Origin of the sequence: Bacillus sp. J14TS2 (assembly GCF_018333015.1) — a bacterium.
In the GTDB taxonomy this organism is placed as follows: domain Bacteria; phylum Bacillota; class Bacilli; order Bacillales; family Bacillaceae_C; genus Lederbergia.
Window position 1 is genome coordinate 72,132 of the sequence record NZ_BORE01000007.1, and the last position, 18,769, is coordinate 90,900.

General features: G+C 40.5%; 21 protein-coding genes. 5 read left to right on the plus strand and 16 right to left on the minus strand.

What is annotated here, in order from left to right; translation table 11 throughout:
• Positions 1-6: 6 nt before the first annotated feature.
• The 4 genes from KI375_RS12050 to KI375_RS12065 form a co-directional block, all read right to left on the minus strand.
• Positions 7-1,320, minus strand: a complete 1,314-nt coding sequence (locus KI375_RS12050) for a (Fe-S)-binding protein (RefSeq protein ID WP_212973961.1) — start codon at positions 1,318-1,320, stop codon at positions 7-9.
• Positions 1,320-2,732 carry a glycolate oxidase subunit GlcD gene (glcD, locus tag KI375_RS12055; RefSeq protein ID WP_212973962.1) on the minus strand — a complete coding sequence of 471 codons (1,413 nt, stop codon included), beginning with the start codon at positions 2,730-2,732 and terminating at the stop codon, positions 1,320-1,322. The genes KI375_RS12050 and glcD overlap by 1 nt, the downstream gene beginning before the upstream one ends.
• 149 nt (positions 2,733-2,881) lie before the next feature.
• Complete coding sequence (locus KI375_RS12060) at positions 2,882-4,012, minus strand: CdaR family transcriptional regulator (protein WP_212973754.1); 1,131 nt, start codon at positions 4,010-4,012, stop codon at positions 2,882-2,884.
• Positions 4,013-4,079: 67 nt separating this feature from the next.
• On the minus strand, positions 4,080-4,976 hold the full coding sequence (locus tag KI375_RS12065; protein WP_212973755.1) for a LysR family transcriptional regulator: 897 nt from the start codon (positions 4,974-4,976) through the stop codon (positions 4,080-4,082).
• Between the two features lie 294 nt (positions 4,977-5,270).
• Here KI375_RS12065 and KI375_RS12070 point away from each other — a divergent pair, with 294 nt between their 5' ends.
• Positions 5,271-6,293, plus strand: coding sequence for a YeiH family protein (locus tag KI375_RS12070; RefSeq protein ID WP_212973756.1), 1,023 nt, complete (start codon positions 5,271-5,273; stop codon positions 6,291-6,293).
• Positions 6,294-6,365: 72 nt separating this feature from the next.
• On the opposite strand, the gene KI375_RS12075 is transcribed toward KI375_RS12070, so the two are convergent.
• The 4 genes from KI375_RS12075 to KI375_RS12090 form a co-directional block, all read right to left on the minus strand.
• Entirely contained in the window at positions 6,366-7,478 is a 1,113-nt protein-coding gene (locus tag KI375_RS12075) for a mechanosensitive ion channel family protein (protein ID WP_212973757.1), read from the minus strand.
• Between the two features lie 291 nt (positions 7,479-7,769).
• Positions 7,770-9,041, minus strand: coding sequence for an alkaline phosphatase (locus tag KI375_RS12080; protein WP_212973758.1), 1,272 nt, complete (start codon positions 9,039-9,041; stop codon positions 7,770-7,772).
• A gap of 68 nt (positions 9,042-9,109) precedes the next feature.
• Complete coding sequence (gene splB / locus KI375_RS12085; protein WP_212973759.1) at positions 9,110-10,138, minus strand: spore photoproduct lyase; 1,029 nt, start codon at positions 10,136-10,138, stop codon at positions 9,110-9,112.
• A complete protein-coding gene (locus KI375_RS12090; protein ID WP_207451196.1) occupies positions 10,131-10,382 on the minus strand; it encodes a transcriptional regulator SplA domain-containing protein in 252 nt (83 codons plus the stop codon). The genes splB and KI375_RS12090 overlap by 8 nt, the downstream gene beginning before the upstream one ends.
• A gap of 129 nt (positions 10,383-10,511) precedes the next feature.
• On the opposite strand from KI375_RS12090, the gene KI375_RS12095 reads away from it, so the two are divergent.
• Positions 10,512-10,784 carry an alpha/beta-type small acid-soluble spore protein gene (locus tag KI375_RS12095; RefSeq protein ID WP_212973760.1) on the plus strand — a complete coding sequence of 91 codons (273 nt, stop codon included), beginning with the start codon at positions 10,512-10,514 and terminating at the stop codon, positions 10,782-10,784.
• A gap of 55 nt (positions 10,785-10,839) precedes the next feature.
• Here the strand turns inward: KI375_RS12095 and KI375_RS12100 are convergent, their stop codons facing one another.
• From KI375_RS12100 to KI375_RS12110, 3 genes are all read right to left on the minus strand, one after another.
• Positions 10,840-11,154, minus strand: a complete 315-nt coding sequence (locus tag KI375_RS12100; protein WP_212973761.1) for a DMT family transporter — start codon at positions 11,152-11,154, stop codon at positions 10,840-10,842.
• Between the two features lies 1 nt (position 11,155).
• Entirely contained in the window at positions 11,156-11,491 is a 336-nt protein-coding gene (locus tag KI375_RS12105; protein WP_212973762.1) for a DMT family transporter, read from the minus strand.
• Between the two features lie 71 nt (positions 11,492-11,562).
• Positions 11,563-12,132, minus strand: coding sequence for a TetR/AcrR family transcriptional regulator (locus tag KI375_RS12110; RefSeq protein ID WP_212973763.1), 570 nt, complete (start codon positions 12,130-12,132; stop codon positions 11,563-11,565).
• A gap of 199 nt (positions 12,133-12,331) precedes the next feature.
• On the opposite strand from KI375_RS12110, the gene KI375_RS12115 reads away from it, so the two are divergent.
• On the plus strand, positions 12,332-12,652 hold the full coding sequence (locus KI375_RS12115; RefSeq protein WP_212973764.1) for a YbjQ family protein: 321 nt from the start codon (positions 12,332-12,334) through the stop codon (positions 12,650-12,652).
• A gap of 5 nt (positions 12,653-12,657) precedes the next feature.
• Positions 12,658-12,891, plus strand: a complete 234-nt coding sequence (locus KI375_RS12120; RefSeq protein WP_212973765.1) for a hypothetical protein — start codon at positions 12,658-12,660, stop codon at positions 12,889-12,891.
• 294 nt (positions 12,892-13,185) lie between these two features.
• Here the strand turns inward: KI375_RS12120 and KI375_RS12125 are convergent, their stop codons facing one another.
• A complete protein-coding gene (locus KI375_RS12125) occupies positions 13,186-13,416 on the minus strand; it encodes a hypothetical protein (protein WP_212973766.1) in 231 nt (76 codons plus the stop codon).
• Positions 13,417-13,690: 274 nt separating this feature from the next.
• On the opposite strand from KI375_RS12125, the gene KI375_RS12130 reads away from it, so the two are divergent.
• Positions 13,691-14,611, plus strand: a complete 921-nt coding sequence (locus KI375_RS12130; protein WP_244852611.1) for a lysylphosphatidylglycerol synthase domain-containing protein — start codon at positions 13,691-13,693, stop codon at positions 14,609-14,611.
• Between the two features lie 58 nt (positions 14,612-14,669).
• On the opposite strand, the gene fni is transcribed toward KI375_RS12130, so the two are convergent.
• Genes fni through mvk form a run of 4 tightly spaced genes read right to left on the minus strand, consistent with a single transcriptional unit; the run spans position 14,670 to position 18,768 of the window.
• Entirely contained in the window at positions 14,670-15,695 is a 1,026-nt protein-coding gene (fni, locus tag KI375_RS12135) for a type 2 isopentenyl-diphosphate Delta-isomerase (protein WP_212973963.1), read from the minus strand.
• A 26-nt stretch (positions 15,696-15,721) separates the two neighbouring features.
• On the minus strand, positions 15,722-16,825 hold the full coding sequence (locus KI375_RS12140; RefSeq protein WP_212973768.1) for a phosphomevalonate kinase: 1,104 nt from the start codon (positions 16,823-16,825) through the stop codon (positions 15,722-15,724).
• Positions 16,812-17,798: a diphosphomevalonate decarboxylase gene (gene mvaD / locus KI375_RS12145; RefSeq protein ID WP_212973769.1), complete on the minus strand. Its 987-nt coding sequence runs from the start codon at positions 17,796-17,798 to the stop codon at positions 16,812-16,814. The genes KI375_RS12140 and mvaD overlap by 14 nt, the downstream gene beginning before the upstream one ends.
• A gap of 25 nt (positions 17,799-17,823) precedes the next feature.
• A complete protein-coding gene (gene mvk, locus KI375_RS12150) occupies positions 17,824-18,768 on the minus strand; it encodes a mevalonate kinase (RefSeq protein ID WP_212973770.1) in 945 nt (314 codons plus the stop codon).
• Between the last annotated feature and the right edge of the window lies 1 nt (position 18,769).

An 18,769-nucleotide genomic window follows, 5' to 3' on the forward strand; every position in this document is an offset into this window, starting at 1 on the left:
TCTTCCTTAACCACATGCCTCCAGCAACAAATCCACAATATGAATGGCGCGCACTTGATCTCCTAATCCTTCACGCTCAATACCAAGCTTCATCTGTAACAGACATCCAGGATTGGCTGTTACAATCGTTTGCGCTCTTGTTGCGGTCACCTTTTCCATTTTATGATCTAATATTTGCATCGACATCTCGGGTTGAACTAGATTGTAGATTCCTGCGGAGCCACAGCAGCTATCGGCTTTTTCCATTTCGTTGTATGTGACACCAGCTATTGCCTTCATCAAAACGCGAGGAGCCTCTGCTGTTCTCATCACATTTCGTAAATGGCATGAATCTTGATAGGTCACAACTTGTTGTGTTACTTGAAGCGGCACACGTTCATGAAAGTTCAATTCATATAAAATCTGCGAAATATCCTTCATTTTTGCGCTAAACTGGCGCGCTCGTTCTGCATATTCTGGATCGTCTTTTAACAAGTGGTCGTAATCCATTAAAAAGGCGCCACAGCCTCCCGCATTGACGATAATATAATCTGCTTCTGTTTTTTCAAAAGCGGCAATATTTCTCCTAGCTAACTCCTTGGCCTTCTCTTTTTCTCCACTATGCCCATGCAAAGCACCACAGCAACCTTGATTTTCCGGAATTACGATCTCACAGCCAACCTTCTGCAGTAATTTGATCGTGGCTTCATTCGTCTCTAAAAACATCGTATCCATTAAACAGCCGGAGAAAAAGGCCACTTTTGCGGATGTGATCCCTGATGAAGGTAGATGAGTTTTTATCCTGCGATGTCTCGGCACCTCGGGTAAAGCCTTTTCCATTTGTCGCAAGCTTTCTGGGAATAATTTCATAAAGCCAATTTTACGAGCAATGGTTTGCAAGCCACTTTTTTGATAAAATCCTAGTAAACCAACGGCTTTGGTCATCCGCTTTTGATGTGGAAACAAACCATCAAACATCGTTTTACGCAACGCCTTCACTGGTAATGAATGAGGATGATGTTCATTGAAAATATCTCTTGCTTCTTCCAATAAATGACCATATTGCACTCCTGCTGGACAAACAGGTTCACAAGCTCGGCAGCCCAAACAAACATTTAATGAATGTTCCACTTCTTCATCTGGAGCAATAAGTCCGTCATAGACTGCCTTCATTAAGGCAATCCGCCCACGCGGGGAATGAGTTTCATCATATCCTGTTTCAATATAAGTCGGACAAGCGGGCAAGCAAAAACCACAGCGCATACAATTCAGCAATTCCGACTCATCCATTCTTTCCTGGAATGCTTCTTGAATGTTCCTCTCACGGATTGTTAAATCCATCATGTCGACACCACCAATCGATTACGGGTTTCTTCCGAAAAAACCTTACCAGGATTTAAAATTTGCTGTGGATCTAATGCTTGTTTTATTCCTTTCATAACCGCAATCCCTGCTGCCCCTACCTTCCATTCCAAATACGGGGCCTTGACGATTCCAACTCCATGCTCACCAGTGATCGTGCCGCCTAATCGAATCGCCTGATCAAAAATATCCGCAAAAGCAGCCTCTACTCTTGCCATTTCATCCTCATCTCGAGCATCGGTTGGACAGGTTGGATGCAAATTTCCATCCCCTGCATGACCAAATGTACAAATCTTCACCTGATGCTTCTCTGCAATCTCATTAATTGCCTTTACCATATTGGCAATTTCTGAACGTGGGACGGTCGCATCCTCTAAAATAGTTGTCGGCTTCAATCTTGCTAAAGCTGATAATGCTGCCCGTCTTGCTGTTGTCAGCGCCTCTGCTTCCTCTATTGTTGCCGCAATTTGCACAGATACAGCCCCTGTTTCTGTACAAATCAGCGCCATTTTTTCAATATCACGTGCTACTACTTCCTCGGGGCCATCCTGCTCAATCAAAAGAACGGCTTCCACATCTGTTGGCAATCCTATCTGGGAAAAATCCTCTACTGCTTGTAAAGTTGGCTGATCCAAAAATTCCAAAGTCGCTGGGATCATTTGTGCTGCAATAATTTTTGAGACAGATTGTGCCGCTGCATCAATATTTTCATAGAGTGCGAGCATTGTTTTTTTCGACTCAGGCATTGGAATTAGTTTCAATGTTGCTTCTGTGATAATCGCCAATGTCCCTTCTGAGCCAACCAGTAATTGAGTTAAATTATATCCAGCAACATCCTTGGCTAGTTTGCCACCTGTATGAATAACTTCACCATTCGCTAAAACAGCTTCCAAACCCATCACATAATCAGCGGTCACACCATACTTCAAACCACGTAATCCACCAGAATTTTCATTAATATTGCCACCAATCGTTGAGATTTTCATTGAGCTGGGATCAGGCGGATAGAATAACCCTCTCCTCTCTACTGCTTCAATCAAATCTTGTGTAATCACACCTGGCTGCACAGTTACCGTTAAATTTTCCTCATCTACTTCAAGGATTTGATTCATATGTTTAAATAACAGCACAACTCCGCCTGCAATCGGGACTGTCCCCGCACATAAATTGGATCCAGAACCACGTGGGACAATCGGAATTTTCTCTCCCCGGCAAACGTTTACAATTTCAATCACCTCTTGAGTCGAACGCGGAGCCAATATTAAGTCGGGCATCGCTTGCATATTCGGTGTTGCGTCGTAGGAATATACAAGCCTTTGCGCCTGTGAGGTCATTATGTTCTCTTTGCCTACGATCGCTTCAAACTGGCTTTTGATTGATTTGGAAATCATCATAATCCACCCTCTTTGCCTAAATTAAGAAACTCTTACCCTTTAAGGATCCATTTTAAGATGGATGTTCTAAGTAGCGGATAAGCGTGCGCTCCCCTCACTTTATCATAAAAAAATCGGGTCGCTTTTTCTATAGAGAGATATTTAGTTTATTTTTCTTTTTTGATCCCTTTTTTTGTATGTTCCTCCAAAAACTGTAAAGCTAAGAATAGTTGAAACACATCTGGGACTGCCTTCACATCCAATCCTGTATATTCCTCTATTTTTTTCAAGCGATAATAAAGAGTATTGATATGGATATGCAGCTCCTCCGCAGTCTTTTTTAGCGATAAATGATAGGTAAACAGAGCCTTTAAGGTTGTTAATAGCTCTTCCTGTGCCAATAATGGATCAAGAATACGTGTCATATACTCTTGCTTCGTACTTTGTTTAATTTCTTGTAAACATAGCTCTAAACGTAAATCCTCTTCAAACATTATGGGAGAGGTCTCTGAAGCTGCTAGGAGTGCCTTTTCTGCATCTGTCACCCCTATTCCCAACTTTCGTGGTATCACCTTGTTTCCAACACCAATTCGAACAGAAACTCCCCAGCTGCTTTCAATGAACGTCTTTAATTGTTTTAACTTATGCAATATAGTGGTTTTCTGCATTATCGGTCCGTTATGTAAAAGTAAAAAACGATGACTGCCCCACTGGATCATTAAATCCTGGCTTTGCGATTCTTCCCAAATCTGCCTAATTTGTCCGATTGCATTGAAGATAAAGGGAGAGTGTTGATCCCATTCAATGAATATAGGTAGGCGACACAATTCTAGATTAATTTTTAATACATGCGCACGTTCTATGAATTCCGCTGTCCACTCTTTCTCTTGTATCCAATCTAGTATGAAAGATTCTATCATTCTAGCTCGCCATTGACTTTCTTCTGAAAAATAATTCTCTTTTATCATTAATTCTGTCATCTTTTGTAATAGTTCCCCAAAGGGCATAATTTGACTAGGTTCACCTGTAATCCCAATCACACCAATTACTTTTCCTTGAAATAATATTGGAAAATTTATGCCCGCTTTTACTCCTTTTAAATAAGGGACATCACTTTCTTTTATGATAATCTTTTCCAATTTTTGTGCACAAAGCAATGCACCTTCATGATAATCACCAATTCTCCCTTCCTCCGAGCTAGCAATGATCTCTCCATCTATATTGACAATAATCAGGTCTTTTTCAAATAATTTTCCTACTTCATAAATAATTTTATTTGCTAGTGTTGTTGATAACATCGCTCTCCTCCGTTCTCTTCATACGACCGAGGCAGTCGTCTTCCTCCTTACAAATGGAAGATTTTCCTCACCCTTTCCTTAAAGTAAGTGATTCGCTCGTACGAAGCAGCTCGATAAATACCTCCAATGCCTTTGTCTGAAATCGCGATTTAGTAATAATCGAAAACTGCCGCAAGAATGGCAGGCCCTTGATTGGTAAAACTTGCAGGTCTTTGTTTCGAATTTCCTTCTGCACAGCCCATTTTGACAATAAACTAATACCTAAGCCAGCTTCTACCGCTTCTTTAATGGGTTGCGTACTACTAAAAACTATTTTCTTCTTTGGAGAAAACAAAAGCTGGTGAAACATAGCCTCAGTAGCTTCTCGTGTGCCCGATCCTTTTTCACGGACAATCCACCGCTCATTCTCCAAGTCACTTATGGTCACAAGCTTTTTAGATGCCAATGGATGATGAGTTGAAACTACAATCACCATGGAATCCTCCGCAAAATTCTCTTCTATCAATTCCTTGCCCTTTAATCCTCCTTCTATAATACCAATATCTAATTGATGGCTTGCAATAAGCTCTGCAACGGTCGCTGTATTGGCAATTGTCACAGAAGGTTCAATTTCCGGATATTGTTGCTGCAAATCGGTTAGAATATGTGGCAAGACATACTCGCCAAATGTATAACTAGCGCCAATTTTTAGATCGCCTTTCGCCCTATGCGTCAAATCATCGACTAGATTTTGCATTTTCGTATATAGACCAAGAATTTCCTTGGCATGATGATACACAATATCTCCAGCTTTATTCAATTGAACATATTTATTCGTTCGCTCTAATAATCGAATCCCCATACTGTCTTCTAAAGCACGGATGTACTGACTAACAGCCGGCTGTGTCATATGCAATTCTTCCGCCGCACGGGAAAAATTCTGCTTTTCAGCAACCGTGACAAATACTTGCAAATGCTGATCCATTGTTTCGGCCCCCTTATCCTATCAATGCGTGTTCAAAAAGGAGGGTAAAAGCGCTGACGTCAATCGCAAATACCCAACACCAGTACATCTTGTACAGTGAAAGCCCGAGGCGGACTTCAACGTTCGACATAGGACATGTCGGCACTTAGTCGAAAATCACTTTATTAGCGCAGTGTCATTTTACCTGCCTTTTCGAACACCCCTATTATATCATTTTACTTATCATCATTATCACAACTAATTATTTTACTTATATAGGAGTGCTCATTATCCTTAATATCAGGAGGTGCTTTCATGGGGTCATTATCACAAACACAAACTATACAAGAAAATCAAGCTGGTAAGTGGATAGCCGGAGTAGCGTTCACCTTTTTTATCGCCCTTCTTGGATATTTGCTTGCCATGGTACCAGGATTTGACCGGGTCGGGCAATTAGCCTGTGCCATTATCATTGCCGTGATCTATCGGCAAATTTTCGGTTATCCAGAGGTGATTCGAAATGGTATTACCTTTTCATCGAAAAAACTATTGCGTGTTGCTATTATTTTATACGGTCTTAAATTAAATATTGATGTCGTTTTTCACGATGGATTGGGATTACTTGCACGTGATGCTCTCGTTATTACCTTTGCTATCCTTTTGACCGTTTGGCTCGCAAAGGTATTGAAAGCGGATAAAATGATCTCCATATTGCTTGGAGTTGGGACTGGAGTATGTGGAGCTGCTGCAATTGCTGCGATCGCACCGATCGTGAAATCCAAGGATGAAGATACTGCAATCGGTGTTGGGATTATCGCCTTAATGGGAACCGTATTCGCGATTACATATACGATTTTGCGGCCATTCCTTCCTTTAGAAGCATTGGATTACGGCATTTGGTCTGGTATCAGTCTCCATGAGCTTGCCCATGTTGCGATCGCAGCTGATCCTGCTGGAGAAGACGCCCTGGCGATTGCCTTATTAGCAAAATTAGGTCGTGTCTTCTTGCTTGTTCCGCTTTGTTTCATCTTTATTTTTATTATGAAACGGAAGAACAAAGACTCTGGGCAAAACACAAAGGTTGATTTCCCCTGGTTCCTAATTGGATTTATTCTTTTGAGCATATTGGGAAGCTATGTTTTTGGACATTCTATTCCTGTATCTGATTCCGTGTTCCAAGGGGTAGCTACGGTCACAACCTGGCTATTAACAGCTGCGATGGTTGGACTGGGTTTGAATGTTAGCCTTAAAGATCTACGTTCCCGAGCTTTGAAGCCATTAATCGCAATGACCATTACATCCATCTGTCTCTCCATATTAGCCTATTTCATTGTTTAATGGTTGAAATTCTTCAAGAAAAGGGAGCGTCCTAGGCGAAAGCTTGCCTGACACTCCCTTTATCTTATATGGCTATGAATCATTCGATACAGACCCAACATTTGAAGGGCCTTCCTGAGTAGAAGCATCGAACACCTGTCTAGCTGGGATCGCAATCGAAAGGTTTTCCTCGTCTAAGAGACTGAGAATTTGTAAATTAATATCTTCCTTCACATCCAAATGCTCTTCCCAAGCGGTCGTTTTTGTAAAAAAGTAAAGCATTATATCATAGCCATTTTCCTTAAATTCATCAAATTTGACCAAAATGGTTTCTGGATGAACACCTGGATGGTCTTTGATCATCGTTTCTATTTTGCTCTTTGTATCACGGACTTTTTCATATGATGTGTCATAAGGCAATCTCACATTAAAATTTACTCTTCTTTTATTCATTTTATTCCAATTGGTAATGGCTTCGTTTGATAATGTTGAATTGGGAACTGTTACGAGTGCATCGGCAAAGGTACGGATTTTCGTACTACGGAAAGTAATATCTTCCACTGTGCCCTCCACTGTCGGTGTTAAGATCCAATCGCCAATTGTAAAAGGCTTTTCGGTAATAATCACCACTCCGCCAAATAAATTCGCTAACGCATCCTTAGCTGCAAAGGCAAAAGCAAGTCCACCAATACCTAATCCAGCCACAAAGGTACTAATTTTATAATCAAATTCTTCCGCAATCACGGAAATGGTGATCGCCACAATAATAAAGCGAAGAGTTTTGGACAAAATCGGAATTAAAATCTCATCAATATTAAATTGAAACTTTTCATTGATTTTGGTAAACAAGCTAGAAGAAGCATCTGCTAGATTAAATAATCCCCAGCCTATGATCAAAATAATAGAAGATCGAATGAGATGAAGAAATAAAGGATTCGTTTTGTCCAAATATGGAAAATAGGAAACTGCGATATACAGACCGATAACAATAAATAACCATCGTAGCGGCTTTTCAAAAGCCCTTGTTATATTGGTAAATAAGCTCCCGGGTACTTTTTGCGTCAATTTTAATATAATCGTAAATACTAATTTCGTAAGAACCTTTCTTAAAAAGAGGAATAATAAAAACACCCCAATGGCAATAAGGATGCCGATTATATTTTCAATATAGCTTGGCTGCCAGCTTTCCCATGGTTTCCAGAACATATCCTCATGACCTCCTTAAGAGTAAAAAATTAACATACAATGTAATTGGTATTTTACATACTAACATAAAGAGACTGTTTAAGCATAAGATAAGTGCACATGCCTGCTAAGCCACGTAAATTTTTCTATCCGCTCGTAAATTTTTCTATCCGCTCGTAAATTTTTCTATCCGCTCGTAAATTTTTCTATCCGCTCGTAAATTTTTCTATCCGCTCGTAAATTTTTCTATCCGCTCGTAAAAAGGCTGCCTCCAGGGGGCAGCCTTTTTACGCTAACTTTATGAAATTGATTTCATTTGGAGAGTGTAATGTTCATTAGCTTTGCCATCTTCTTCGGCAAATCTGTATTTTCTTGCAAGCCTCTAAAGCTCTCAGCCCCTGGTCCATATGCATATACAGGAACATCCACCCCGGTATGCTCATACGTTGTCCAACCAATTAATGCCCGTTTTGAGAGGACCTGATTAATGGCACGTTGGGGATCCTTCGCAACCTGAATTTTCCGCTCTTCGTCAGGAGTCAGAACAATATTTGCATATTTCTTTAGAACCTTTTTGCTATTATTTCGGTCTTGATCTAATTGGGTGGCCATATATTGCCCAGTAGCTTTCATCTTATGAAGGAGGTCAATATTTGCGGCGTATTGATTATAGCCCCCAATTGATATGCCGCCTGTGTTATGGTCTCCGGCGATAACGACTAATGTCTGCTGATCCTTTTTAGCAAATTCCTTCGCTTGTTTCACTGCTTGTTCAAAGGCTTCTATATCATTCATTGCCCATGCAGCATCATTCGCGTGGCCAGCCCAATCAATTTGTCCGCCTTCCACCATTAAAAAGAAACCGTTCTTTTCTTTTTGTAAAAGTCGAATGGCCGCCTTTGTCATTTGTGCAAGACTGGGCTCCTTTGTCCTATGACGATCCAGTTCAGGGGCCATCGCTCCATCAGAAAATAAGCCTAATAGTTTATCCGAAGACGAATTTACTGAGAGCCCCTTGCGATCTGTGACAATCTGATATCCCTCTGTTTCGGCCTGCTTCAGAAGCTTTTCTGGAAAATACTCCCTTCCGCCACCCAACAGAACATCTACTTTATTGTCTATCAGTTGTGGCGCAATGTCTGCTTCCATTTTTCTGTCTTGCACATGAGAGGCGAAGGCAGCAGGTGTTGCATATGTGATCGTTGTAGTTGTTAGCAAGCCTGTTTTCCTCCCACTTGCCTGTGCGGCTTGTAAAATAGTAGGTAATCGGTCACCTGATGGTGACATTGCAATCATCCCATTATTTGTTTTCACACCTGTGGCCATCGCCGTTCCACCAGCAGCAGAGTCCGTTACAACCGAGTTTGCGGAATAGGTCCGATGCATGCCGATCAACATATCATCCATAATCGATTTCTCCCCTTTATACCACCGATACCCCGTCGCATAAGCGGTTGAGAAACCATCAGGGATCATGAAAATGACATTTTTTACAGTTTTATTCTCAGCCTGTACAGGATTCTCACTAACTACGAGCGGAAACATCCCAAAGCAAATGACTAAAATCAGCATAAACCTTTTCATTTCTTACTCTCCTTAATGTGGGATCGTTCGGTTTATTTTTACACCTTCTCCCAGTCTTATACGCAATATTAAGTAAAATACTCTAATCTGGCTTCGGGAAAGAAATGCTTAATATACTGGCCTAAGGTATCTTTAATATCCTCTTGTTCGGAATCAGTATATACATACTTCCCAATCCCATATCGGCCCCACTTCCATTTCCTTTTCTCTTCATCAAGCTCAAGTTTCGTCATTGGATAGTTTTCTTGAATTACTCGTTTAGCCGGCTTGGTAAAGCGATGTTGGATCATTTCAAATGTAAGATCCTTTCGAGCGCTAGCGGGCAACGTGGCATCTAGCTTTTCGAACATTTCCAAGTACCCCTCTTTCCAGCCTTCATGTAAATAAATGGGGGCAATAATAAATCCTAGGGGGTAGTCTGCCGCAGACACTTTAGCAGCTGCTTCTAATCTCTCATGAAGTCTAGATGTACCTGGTTCAAAATATTTAATAATATAATCATCATTAATACTAAACCGAAATCTTGTCTTTCCTTGATGATCGGCATCCAAAAGATGATCAACATGAGCAAATTTTGTAACAAATCGAAGTTGTCCATATTCGGACTTCCCAAAAAACTCAATCGCTCTTTTTAAAGAATGAGTTAGGTGATCGACTCCTACAATATCGGATGTACAGGAGGCTTCAAAACGTGTTATTTCTGGTGCCCTTTCTTGCATGTACTCTTCCGCTGCCTCAAATATCTCCTCCACATTTACATAGGTTCGAATATATGGTTTGCTGCCCATTGTCGTCTGTAAATAACAGTAATGGCAATGGCCCATACAGCCAGTCGCTAATGGAATCGCATATTCAGCTGAAGGCTTTGAAGTATCGAACTTTAATGTTTTCCTTATACCAACAACTAAAGTTGATTTCGCCATTCGATATTTTTGAAAATGATTTTCTCCCGGTAGATTTCGAATTTGATTATGGGAGGTCGTATGGCGAATCTCAATGCCCATATCTTGAAACTTAGTAATTAATTCCTTTCCAAGCGGATATTCCAATGCCTTTGGTTCAACATAGACGAGTTGTGGAACAAACGGCTTAACCATAAAACCCCTCTATATCTGAAACCCCAAAAGCTTCTTGATAAGCCGCTTCTGCCTCTCCTTCTGTTGGATAAACTGCAAATTCTTCTGTTAAAGGGTAATAGTTCTCATGTAAAAATAACGCCAATTGAGAAGGATTTTCTGGATTTTTTACAACCGCAGCTTGCTGAACATTCGCTACATTTTGTGCATGTGGATTACGAAGAATAACATATACAATTTCACCCGGATGATAAAGTTGATTCATATCCAATATTCCCACCCAGCTTTCTATTTTTATTTCCCTTATCTTGTACCTGTGAACTTGTTTTATTCGAGAGAATAACTGCCAGTTTATAAAGTGAGAGAATACACAGTCTAAATGAAAGGAGGATTGATGAAGATGGGCAAAAACAAGATTTTGGTTCCTGCAGCACGAGAACCATTAAATCAACTTAAAGCCAATGTGATGAAAGAAAAGGGATATCAAGTCGACCAAAAACATCCCGACAATATTAAGTATGAAGTTGCAAAAGAGCAGAACATTCCCTTAAAAGAAGGGTATAACGGACAACTTACATCCGAGCAAGCCGGAAAAATTGGTGGAACAATCGGCGGCAACATGGTAAAGGAAATGATCAAAATGGCGCAACAACAGTTAAAAAAATAATGGGGCCAAGCACAGAAAGGGCTGTCCACATTACGTTTGGACAGCCCAATAATGATCAAGATACCACCTTTAATCCTGTCACTCCGATAATTATTAAACCAACGCTTATCAATCTCGCTCGACTTTTTGGCTCACCAAAAAAGACCATGTTAACAAGGACTGCGCCTGCTGTACCAATACCAATCCAAACAGCATAGGCGATACTCACTTGTATATAATGAAAAGCTGCATATAAAAAAACAAAAGAAGCACCAAAGCCTCCTAGATAAAGTGATCCACTCTTCCAGGTCTTCTTCTGACTATACATTTTCAACCCCATTGTTCCGGAAATCTCACTAATGGCAGCCAAAACGACATATATCCATCCCATTTTAAACCGTTCCTTCCTTTTCTTTCAGATCTGCTAGATTTAATCCAATAACTCCTGCAACCAAAATAATAATGAAAAAAACCTTTCCCGCATTAAACGTTTGTTCAAAGAAGAATATATCCATTAAAGCTGTCCCCACCGTTCCTACACCTGCAAAGGTTGCATAAACTGAACCAGTTGGAAGCAGTTCACAGGCCTTCGTTAAAAAGTGGAAATCCACAAAAATAAAAAAGACAATAAAGATCCAATGCCACCATTGATTCGCTGTATTAAACCCATAAATCCAGACTAATTCAAAAAAACTAGTCAGCCCAACATAAAGCCATGCCTTTTTCAAAACATTACCTCCCGTATATATGAATGACTATCAGTCATTTTCATTCATGATTCATTGTCCTTTTTATCGTTTCAAACCCTTAAAGCATGAATTAAAAAGGAATGAACTTCTTGCTTTTGAATATCTGCCTCTTGCTCTTGATCGGAATCATAGAGAAAGATTTGCTCTGCCGCCGATTCAATCAAGCCAATCACAAGCTTAGAGACACGCTCTGTATTCACGGAATTACGAATTACTCCAGCAGTTTGGGCTTCCTTCAAAAAGTCACTCATCCATCGATAAAGCGGCTCATAGACCGTTTCCCATTCCTTCATATGCTCAGTTGTTGCCATGCCCGCATAGACCATCGCCAATACCTCATGATAATCCTCTGCTACAGAAAAAAGGGCATCAATCACCTGCGTAAGCTGTGTAGAAAAATCATCTTCTCTTTTCACTTTTGCGCGAATTTCCTCGATACTCTTTACTACCATTACTTCTGCAATCGCGGGCATAACCGCCATTTTAGAAGGAAAATATAAATAATAGGTTCCTTGTGCGATTCCCGCTAACCTAACAATATCCGAAATCTTCGTCTTTTCCACCCCCTTCTCTTGAAAAACCTCAACTGCCGCTTGAACAATTCGCTCTCGTTTATTCATATCGCCACATCCCTTATATGGATTTTATTAGCATTCTTCATATGACTGACTATCATTCATTATATCAAATAAAGTAGTATCTGACTAAATTTTGTACTAATTTTGAAACCATTTCTTGTTCCTGTCCGTAAATAAAAACAACGATAGCTTCAGATTTTATGACAAAAACATTTTGATACAAATAGAAGGAGTGGGGAATATGATCGTTGTCACGACAGAACAAATTGCTAATCATAAAGTAACCGAAGTAAAAGGGCCCGTATTTGGTCTAACCGTTCGAGCACGCGGGGTTGGAAAGGATATTTTCGCTTCCTTGAAAGGCTTAGTTGGCGGAGAAATTAGCGAATACACAGAAATGCTAGAGGATGCCCGAAAACAAGCGCTAGATCGGATGGTTGAAAATGCAAAGGCGATGGGTGCCAATGCAATTATTATGGTGCGCTTTGATTCAGGGGAAATTGGACAGAACATGAGTGAAATTGTCGCATATGGGACAGCCGTTATTGCGGAAGAAGGATGAAGCTGATGGCGGTGGTGTTTAGCCTTTATGGATTAAGCATTCTTGCTCTTATCATTTTAGCTATTGGTTCATGGTTTATTTGGGATCGTCGTTATAAAAAACACCCAGAACAACCTATACCTGAAGGCTATATTCGGACGAAAGAAGTTTTTATCGATCCTACGACTAAGAAAAGAATGGTCGTATACTTTCATCCCGAAACAGGAGAAAGATTTTATAAGGAAGAGACTGGGACATAACTAAAATGTTAAGCTCCAAAGACGAACAATGTATTACCTTAGCGAAGGAAATATGCGTAGACTCATGCAGGAAGTGAGAGTTCGGCAAGACCCCGCTTGCCACTCACCCGCTGAAAGCAAAGTATATTTCCGGAGCGAATTTTATGCACCCTAGTAATTCATTTTTTTCTTTGATGAAAACACTTTTGTCCCAGCCACTTTAAACAGGAGGCTTTTTCTTTTTATAGAGAATGAAGCCTAATAGTAGAACCACCCCTGATAGAAAAAAAGGCAAATATCTTATAAAAAAATCTCCTACATGGAAAGGCGCTTATATGCAAAAATAGCCCTTACCCACTGCCCCTTCCCTGCTTCAACTGCGATTTCTTCACTTGGTGCTGCACCTTCAATATCATAATACTTTGTGCCGATCGGATAATAATTCGACGCATTGCCATGGAATTTTCCCGTATTTTCATTTACTTTTGTTTTGACTTCTCCAATAACCTTCCTTATTTGATTTCCAGCCACAGTTTCCTCTGTCACTTCATAAACATTTCCATTCCAAACAACGAATATAATCGCCCAGTTTAAGGCCTTGTAACCGTCAGAAATACAATAACGAGGAAAATAAAGCTAACAATGAGTTTTTTCAAATACTCTGCCCCTTTCCCAATCCTAATCGGATACTATTCACTTCCAATGTTTACTTTGAAAATTGAACCATTCTACAATATGAGCTTTGGCGAGGATAAAAGCATGTTATAATAATGTATATCTTGCAACTAGAGCTGAACGACATGGGGTGTATTGTTTGAAAGTGATACCAAATAGGCTACTACAATTCTTAAAAATCTTATTTCCATTGGCATTATTGATATTAGCTGGAACCGAACTAAGTGAAATTATAAGAAACACAGACTTTCACTTACTAGGGAAGCAAATTAGGAATATGAATGATTCTTTAATTCTTTTTCTAATTATTGCTGCGATGATGGCCATTTCTCCCATGTTTCTATACGATATAGTTCTTCTGAATGCACTCAAAATAAAACGTTCATTTATGATTACAATAAGACAATCCTTTATCGTGAATTCCATTTCTAATTTTATTGGATTTGGCGGAATAGCAGGATTAATGCTGAGAAGTTTTTATTACTCTGCTTACAAAAAGGATAAGTTGGACTTTTTAAAAAGCGTGACCTCTGTCACTTTATTTTCTTTGACAGGGATGTCTGTTTTAGCTTGGGTTGTCTTGGTCGGATACCGCCATTTTCCTTTATTTTCGGAAACACCTTTTTCTGTTTTCATTGTGATAGCCATGGGGCTTTATCTCCCTATTATAATTGGCTTTCATCTTTTTCAGCGAAAAAAAGGGAAAACTTCTCTTATAAATAAAACATCTGGAACTCAGCTTGTGCTTTCCTCCATCCTAGAATGGTCTGCGATCATGGTAATCATATGGTTGATTACTCTTTCCCTCCATATCCCGATTGGTTTCTTTCAGTTGCTTCCAATCTTTATTGTCGCAGCTTGTGCTGGTAATTTAAGTATGATTCCTGGTGGGATTGGTTCCTTTGATGTGGTTTTTCTATGGGGAATGGAAAGCTATAGGATTCAAGATGAAAATGTTCTTGCGTTATTAATTTTCTATCGTCTTAGTTATTTTGTGATTCCTTTTTTAGTATCGGCACTTTTGTTCATTATAGATTACTCAAAGAGAGATAAACATTTATTGTAGAATACACCTTCAATCTTGAGGCCACAGAAAAAAGGGACTCCGAAGAGTCCCTTTTTTCTCACAACATCACTCTATCTGTCCGCTTTAGTTCTTCTAAGGATGAACAACCAATTCCGAACATGGCCATCCTTAATTCCAATTCTCGTGTTGCCATCACACGCATAACATCCTCCGTTGATTGGGTCGCTTCCTTTAAGATCGATCTGCCAAAGCCGATCATATCTGCTCCGATAGCAACGGCTTTGGCTGCATCTAAGCCTGTCCTCATCCCGCCACTGGCGACAATTGGCTGATCTTCAACCTGTTTACGCACGGATAGCACACATTCTGCTGTGGGAATTCCCCATTCACTAAAGGCCTCAGCCGCTTCCGCCTTCACCTTGTCCTTAGCCCGGAATTTCTCTACCTGACTCCATGAAGTGCCTCCGGCTCCTGCTACATCGATAAAGGCGATTCCGACATCGATTAATTTCTTTGCTACTTTTCCATCAATCCCCCAGCCTACTTCTTTCACGCCAACAGGGACATCTAGCTTCTGACAGAGCTCTGCTATTTTTCCTAACAAGCTTTTAAAATTTGTATTTCCATCTTCCTGGATGACCTCTTGGATACTATTCAAGTGAAGAACAAGCATATTCGCATCCGTGATCTCGATAATTTGCTTACATTCCTCGATTCCAAATCCATAATTCAATTGTACTGCCCCAAGGTTGGTAATAATAGGAATATGGGGGGCATATTTTCTCACCTGAAAGGAAGAACGATGCTCCTTACTTTCAATCAAAGCACGTGTAGAACCAAGCGCTAGTGCCCATCCACGTTGTTCAGCAGCTTCCGCTAAGTGTCGATTGATGGATTCCGCTAAAGCCGCTCCCCCTGTCATTGAGCTAATTAAAAAGGGGGTGTTTAATTCATGTTCTAAAAAATTCGTCTTTAGACTGATTTCTGCAAAATCTATTTCCGGTAATGCATTATGGATAAAAGAGATTTCCTCTAAACCTGTTGATATCTGATTGCCTGTTACTTTTTTGTTTAATGTGATTTCAATATGTTCAGATTTTCGTTTATGAATGGAATCAGACATGATGACACCTTCTTTCTGTTCAATATTTAAAGAATTCTCACATGGGCACCAACGACTGAAACCTGTAAAGGTAATGGATAGATATGCTTCTCCTGCCATTTCCTTCGTAATTCCTCAGCAGCTTGCCCGCCTTCTACAAACGCAATACCACAGTCTCCACCGCCAGCACCAGAAGATTTTCCACTGCCATACTTGTCGGCTGCTTCAATCAAAGTTTTTATTTCCGCTGTTTCAATCCCAACTTCTGCCTGTTGGTCCAGGCATAATAAAACCTGACGATTTTCTTTTAATGAATGAATCGCCTTTTGACAATCATTTGTTTCAAAGGCTGTCAATATACGCTGAACGGCCTTTTGACTTTGCTGTAAGAACGATTGGTAATACACAGGGGCTTTATCTTTCAATTGGTGAACCTTGCGGACCATTGGACCTGTTGCTGCTGCATTTCCTGTCCATCCTACACAAATCTGCAAGGATAAAGGCGGAGTTATTTCTTGAATGGTAAGCCCTGGCCAGACTTCTGCGATTAGGGCTGTAGTCGATATCCCCGCCTTCATCTGTTTCAGCAACCAATCAGAATCAAAGGTTGAATAAGCCAGCCAGTTGCCAAAGGTGGCAGCGGCAATATCGGCACATGACCCATTGCCTTGAGTTTGGTAATGAGCGATTGCGGCTAGTTTGTAAATCTTCCGTTTAGAGGAGGGAGTTAACTTGAAACCATTCAATGTCCATAAAGCTGTAATTACAGCCACAACAACCGCTGCACTAGAGCCGAGTCCATATTTTCTTCCTGAAGGATCATCCAATTCGCTTGTGAGGGTTAACGTAAAGGGGTGGGATGCTTCGTTCTGTTCCTGTAGATATCGATCCCAAATCAACATAGCTGCTCGGATATAAGCAAACTTTGGATCCGACTCCCATAGAAGCTTATGCTCCTCTTCCCAGGCTATTTTCTCCATTCCCCATTGTGGAAGAGATATTGTGTTTTTATCACTTTTCTGTATGGTAGCTGTTATATAACGATCGATTGCAATAACAATAGACGATTGTCCAGGTTCTGTTACGGCATATTCACCAGCAACAAAAAGCTTTCCTGGTACTTTTACTTCGATTGTATCAGATTTCTTCATTTAGATAGCTTACCCCATTTCCAGGATGGCAAATAAATACGTCTTGGACAGTTGGAAGAGTTTTTAATAGCTCACTCACTTTCCCCTCATTATGGGGTTCACATAATACTTTAACATTTGGACCTGCATCAATTGTAAAATAGGCTGGAATCCCTTGCATCCTTAGCTCCTGAACCTGCTCCATTACATCAAAGGTAGCACTTTGCCAATACATGAATGGAGGATTTGCTCCTAATGTCGTTGCATGCATTTTCAATGCATTACTTTCCAAAACTACTCCTAGCTTTTCAAAGTCACGCTGAAAAATCGCTTCTTTCGCTAGTCGCATATCCTTTTCTACAGCTTCAAGCCAACCCGGATAAAAAGGAGACGTTTCAACCGTTCTCTTCATCCCTTCTCGACTTAAAACTTTCTTACGCTTTGATTCAACCAATACTGACAAAATCGAAAGATCCCATTCTCTTTGCTCTAAAATGGGAACAGCATAGGAATCAAGTCCATCCTTTCGTTCGCCTTTTTTCCATTCCACAAATCCACCATAAATCGAACGACATGCTGATCCAGAACCTTGGCGGGCTAACACAGAAAGTTGCGAATCACTTAAATGAAGTCCGGCAGCCTTTGTTGCCGCTGCTGCTAAAGCCGCAAAGCCAGAAGCAGAGGAAGCAAACCCTGCTGCTGTTGGAACATGGTTCACAGAGTCTACAGTCGCTCCCCATTGTTCTCCTGTTTGTTTCCGGATAATATCTAAAAAACGACTAATTTTATGCGTTTCTTCTTCTCCTTCTTGCTGGCCATTGAGGAGGAAGATATCTTCCTGTTGATCCGGATGAATGTGTACAGTTGTGGTTGTAGAAAAACGGTCTAATGTGATTGATAAATTACTGTTCATTGGGAGAAAAAGCTGTTCATCTCTTTTTCCCCAATATTTAATCAGAGCAATATTAGTATTTGCCTTAGCTGTGGCCTTCATCCTAACAACTCCTATTTATCCTGTATTAACGGGCAAGAATATAAGACCACGCTTGGGCTGCCCCGTTCCGCAATAATCCTTCCACTAAATCTTCTGCATGTTCGCGACTAGAGGCAAGAGCAATCATACAACCGCCCTTTCCTCCACCAGTCAATTTTGCACCAAGGGCGCCCCGCTCTTTTGCCGCTTGCACCAAATGATCTAATTCCGGATCACTTACACCTAATTTCCTTAATTCACGATGAGCGGCATCCATCATTTTCCCGACCATTAGTAATTTCCCCTGTGCTAAAGCTGATCTTGTCTGAACTGTATAGTAACCTAAAAGGTCAATTGAACGTTTTACTTTATCGGGAAAAGTTAACCTATTTTTGCGAATGGAGTCCACTGCTTCTAATGTCCCGCCAATACGTCCTGTATCTGCCACAACAAGATGCAAGGGAGATTTTACTTCAACAAGAGATATCTCTCTATCTTTTTCAAACCATAAAGGCTGATCACTTGAAGCGGCCATCATGTCTATCCCACTTGGATTACCATGGGCAAAGGTTTCAGAAATATGGACAAGCTCCAATAGCTTTGTTCTTGAAAGTTTTTCTTCAAAATAATCGTACAAACTTTTCACAACAGCAATAGCACTTGACGCACTCGATCCTAAACCGCGTCCGATCGGTACAGACGAGTCAATCTTAATGTGTAGACCCTCTGCAGGCTGTTTTAAATTTTTCAAAGTCTCTGTAATGCATGCAGCAATTCCTTTTAAATCTTTTGGTGCTTCATCTAACTTTCCGACAAAATAGCGACAAGCTAGAAAAAGCTCGCCGGAGATTGCCTTCACACTTGAAATCACTTCAAGCGATGGGAAAGGAAGGGCAATGGCAGGTTTCCCATATACCACAGCATGCTCACCGATTAAGATAATTTTACTATGGGCACGGCCAATCGCTGTCTTCTGTTGTATTGTCATCATC

Bases quoted from the DNA above. Each gene is read 5' to 3' on its own strand.
- KI375_RS12115 (WP_212973764.1), top strand. From the start codon at position 12,332: ATGATCGTTGTCACGACAGAACAAATTGCTAATCATAAAGTAACCGAA.
- KI375_RS12075 (WP_212973757.1), bottom strand. From the start codon at position 7,478: ATGTTCTGGAAACCATGGGAAAGCTGGCAGCCAAGCTATATTGAAAAT.
- KI375_RS12090 (WP_207451196.1), bottom strand. From the start codon at position 10,382: ATGAATCAACTTTATCATCCGGGTGAAATTGTATATGTTATTCTTCGT.
- mvaD (WP_212973769.1), bottom strand. From the start codon at position 17,798: ATGAAGGCCACAGCTAAGGCAAATACTAATATTGCTCTGATTAAATAT.
- KI375_RS12070 (WP_212973756.1), top strand. From the start codon at position 5,271: ATGGGGTCATTATCACAAACACAAACTATACAAGAAAATCAAGCTGGT.
- fni (WP_212973963.1), bottom strand. From the start codon at position 15,695: ATGTCTGATTCCATTCATAAACGAAAATCTGAACATATTGAAATCACA.
- KI375_RS12080 (WP_212973758.1), bottom strand. From the start codon at position 9,041: ATGAAAAGGTTTATGCTGATTTTAGTCATTTGCTTTGGGATGTTTCCG.
- KI375_RS12060 (WP_212973754.1), bottom strand. From the start codon at position 4,012: ATGTTATCAACAACACTAGCAAATAAAATTATTTATGAAGTAGGAAAA.
- KI375_RS12095 (WP_212973760.1), top strand. From the start codon at position 10,512: ATGAAGATGGGCAAAAACAAGATTTTGGTTCCTGCAGCACGAGAACCA.
- glcD (WP_212973962.1), bottom strand. From the start codon at position 2,732: ATGATTTCCAAATCAATCAAAAGCCAGTTTGAAGCGATCGTAGGCAAA.
- KI375_RS12120 (WP_212973765.1), top strand. From the start codon at position 12,658: ATGGCGGTGGTGTTTAGCCTTTATGGATTAAGCATTCTTGCTCTTATC.
- KI375_RS12100 (WP_212973761.1), bottom strand. From the start codon at position 11,154: ATGGGATGGATATATGTCGTTTTGGCTGCCATTAGTGAGATTTCCGGA.
- splB (WP_212973759.1), bottom strand. From the start codon at position 10,138: ATGGTTAAGCCGTTTGTTCCACAACTCGTCTATGTTGAACCAAAGGCA.
- KI375_RS12050 (WP_212973961.1), bottom strand. From the start codon at position 1,320: ATGGATTTAACAATCCGTGAGAGGAACATTCAAGAAGCATTCCAGGAA.
- KI375_RS12110 (WP_212973763.1), bottom strand. From the start codon at position 12,132: ATGAATAAACGAGAGCGAATTGTTCAAGCGGCAGTTGAGGTTTTTCAA.
- KI375_RS12140 (WP_212973768.1), bottom strand. From the start codon at position 16,825: ATGAAGAAATCTGATACAATCGAAGTAAAAGTACCAGGAAAGCTTTTT.
- mvk (WP_212973770.1), bottom strand. From the start codon at position 18,768: ATGATGACAATACAACAGAAGACAGCGATTGGCCGTGCCCATAGTAAA.
- KI375_RS12065 (WP_212973755.1), bottom strand. From the start codon at position 4,976: ATGGATCAGCATTTGCAAGTATTTGTCACGGTTGCTGAAAAGCAGAAT.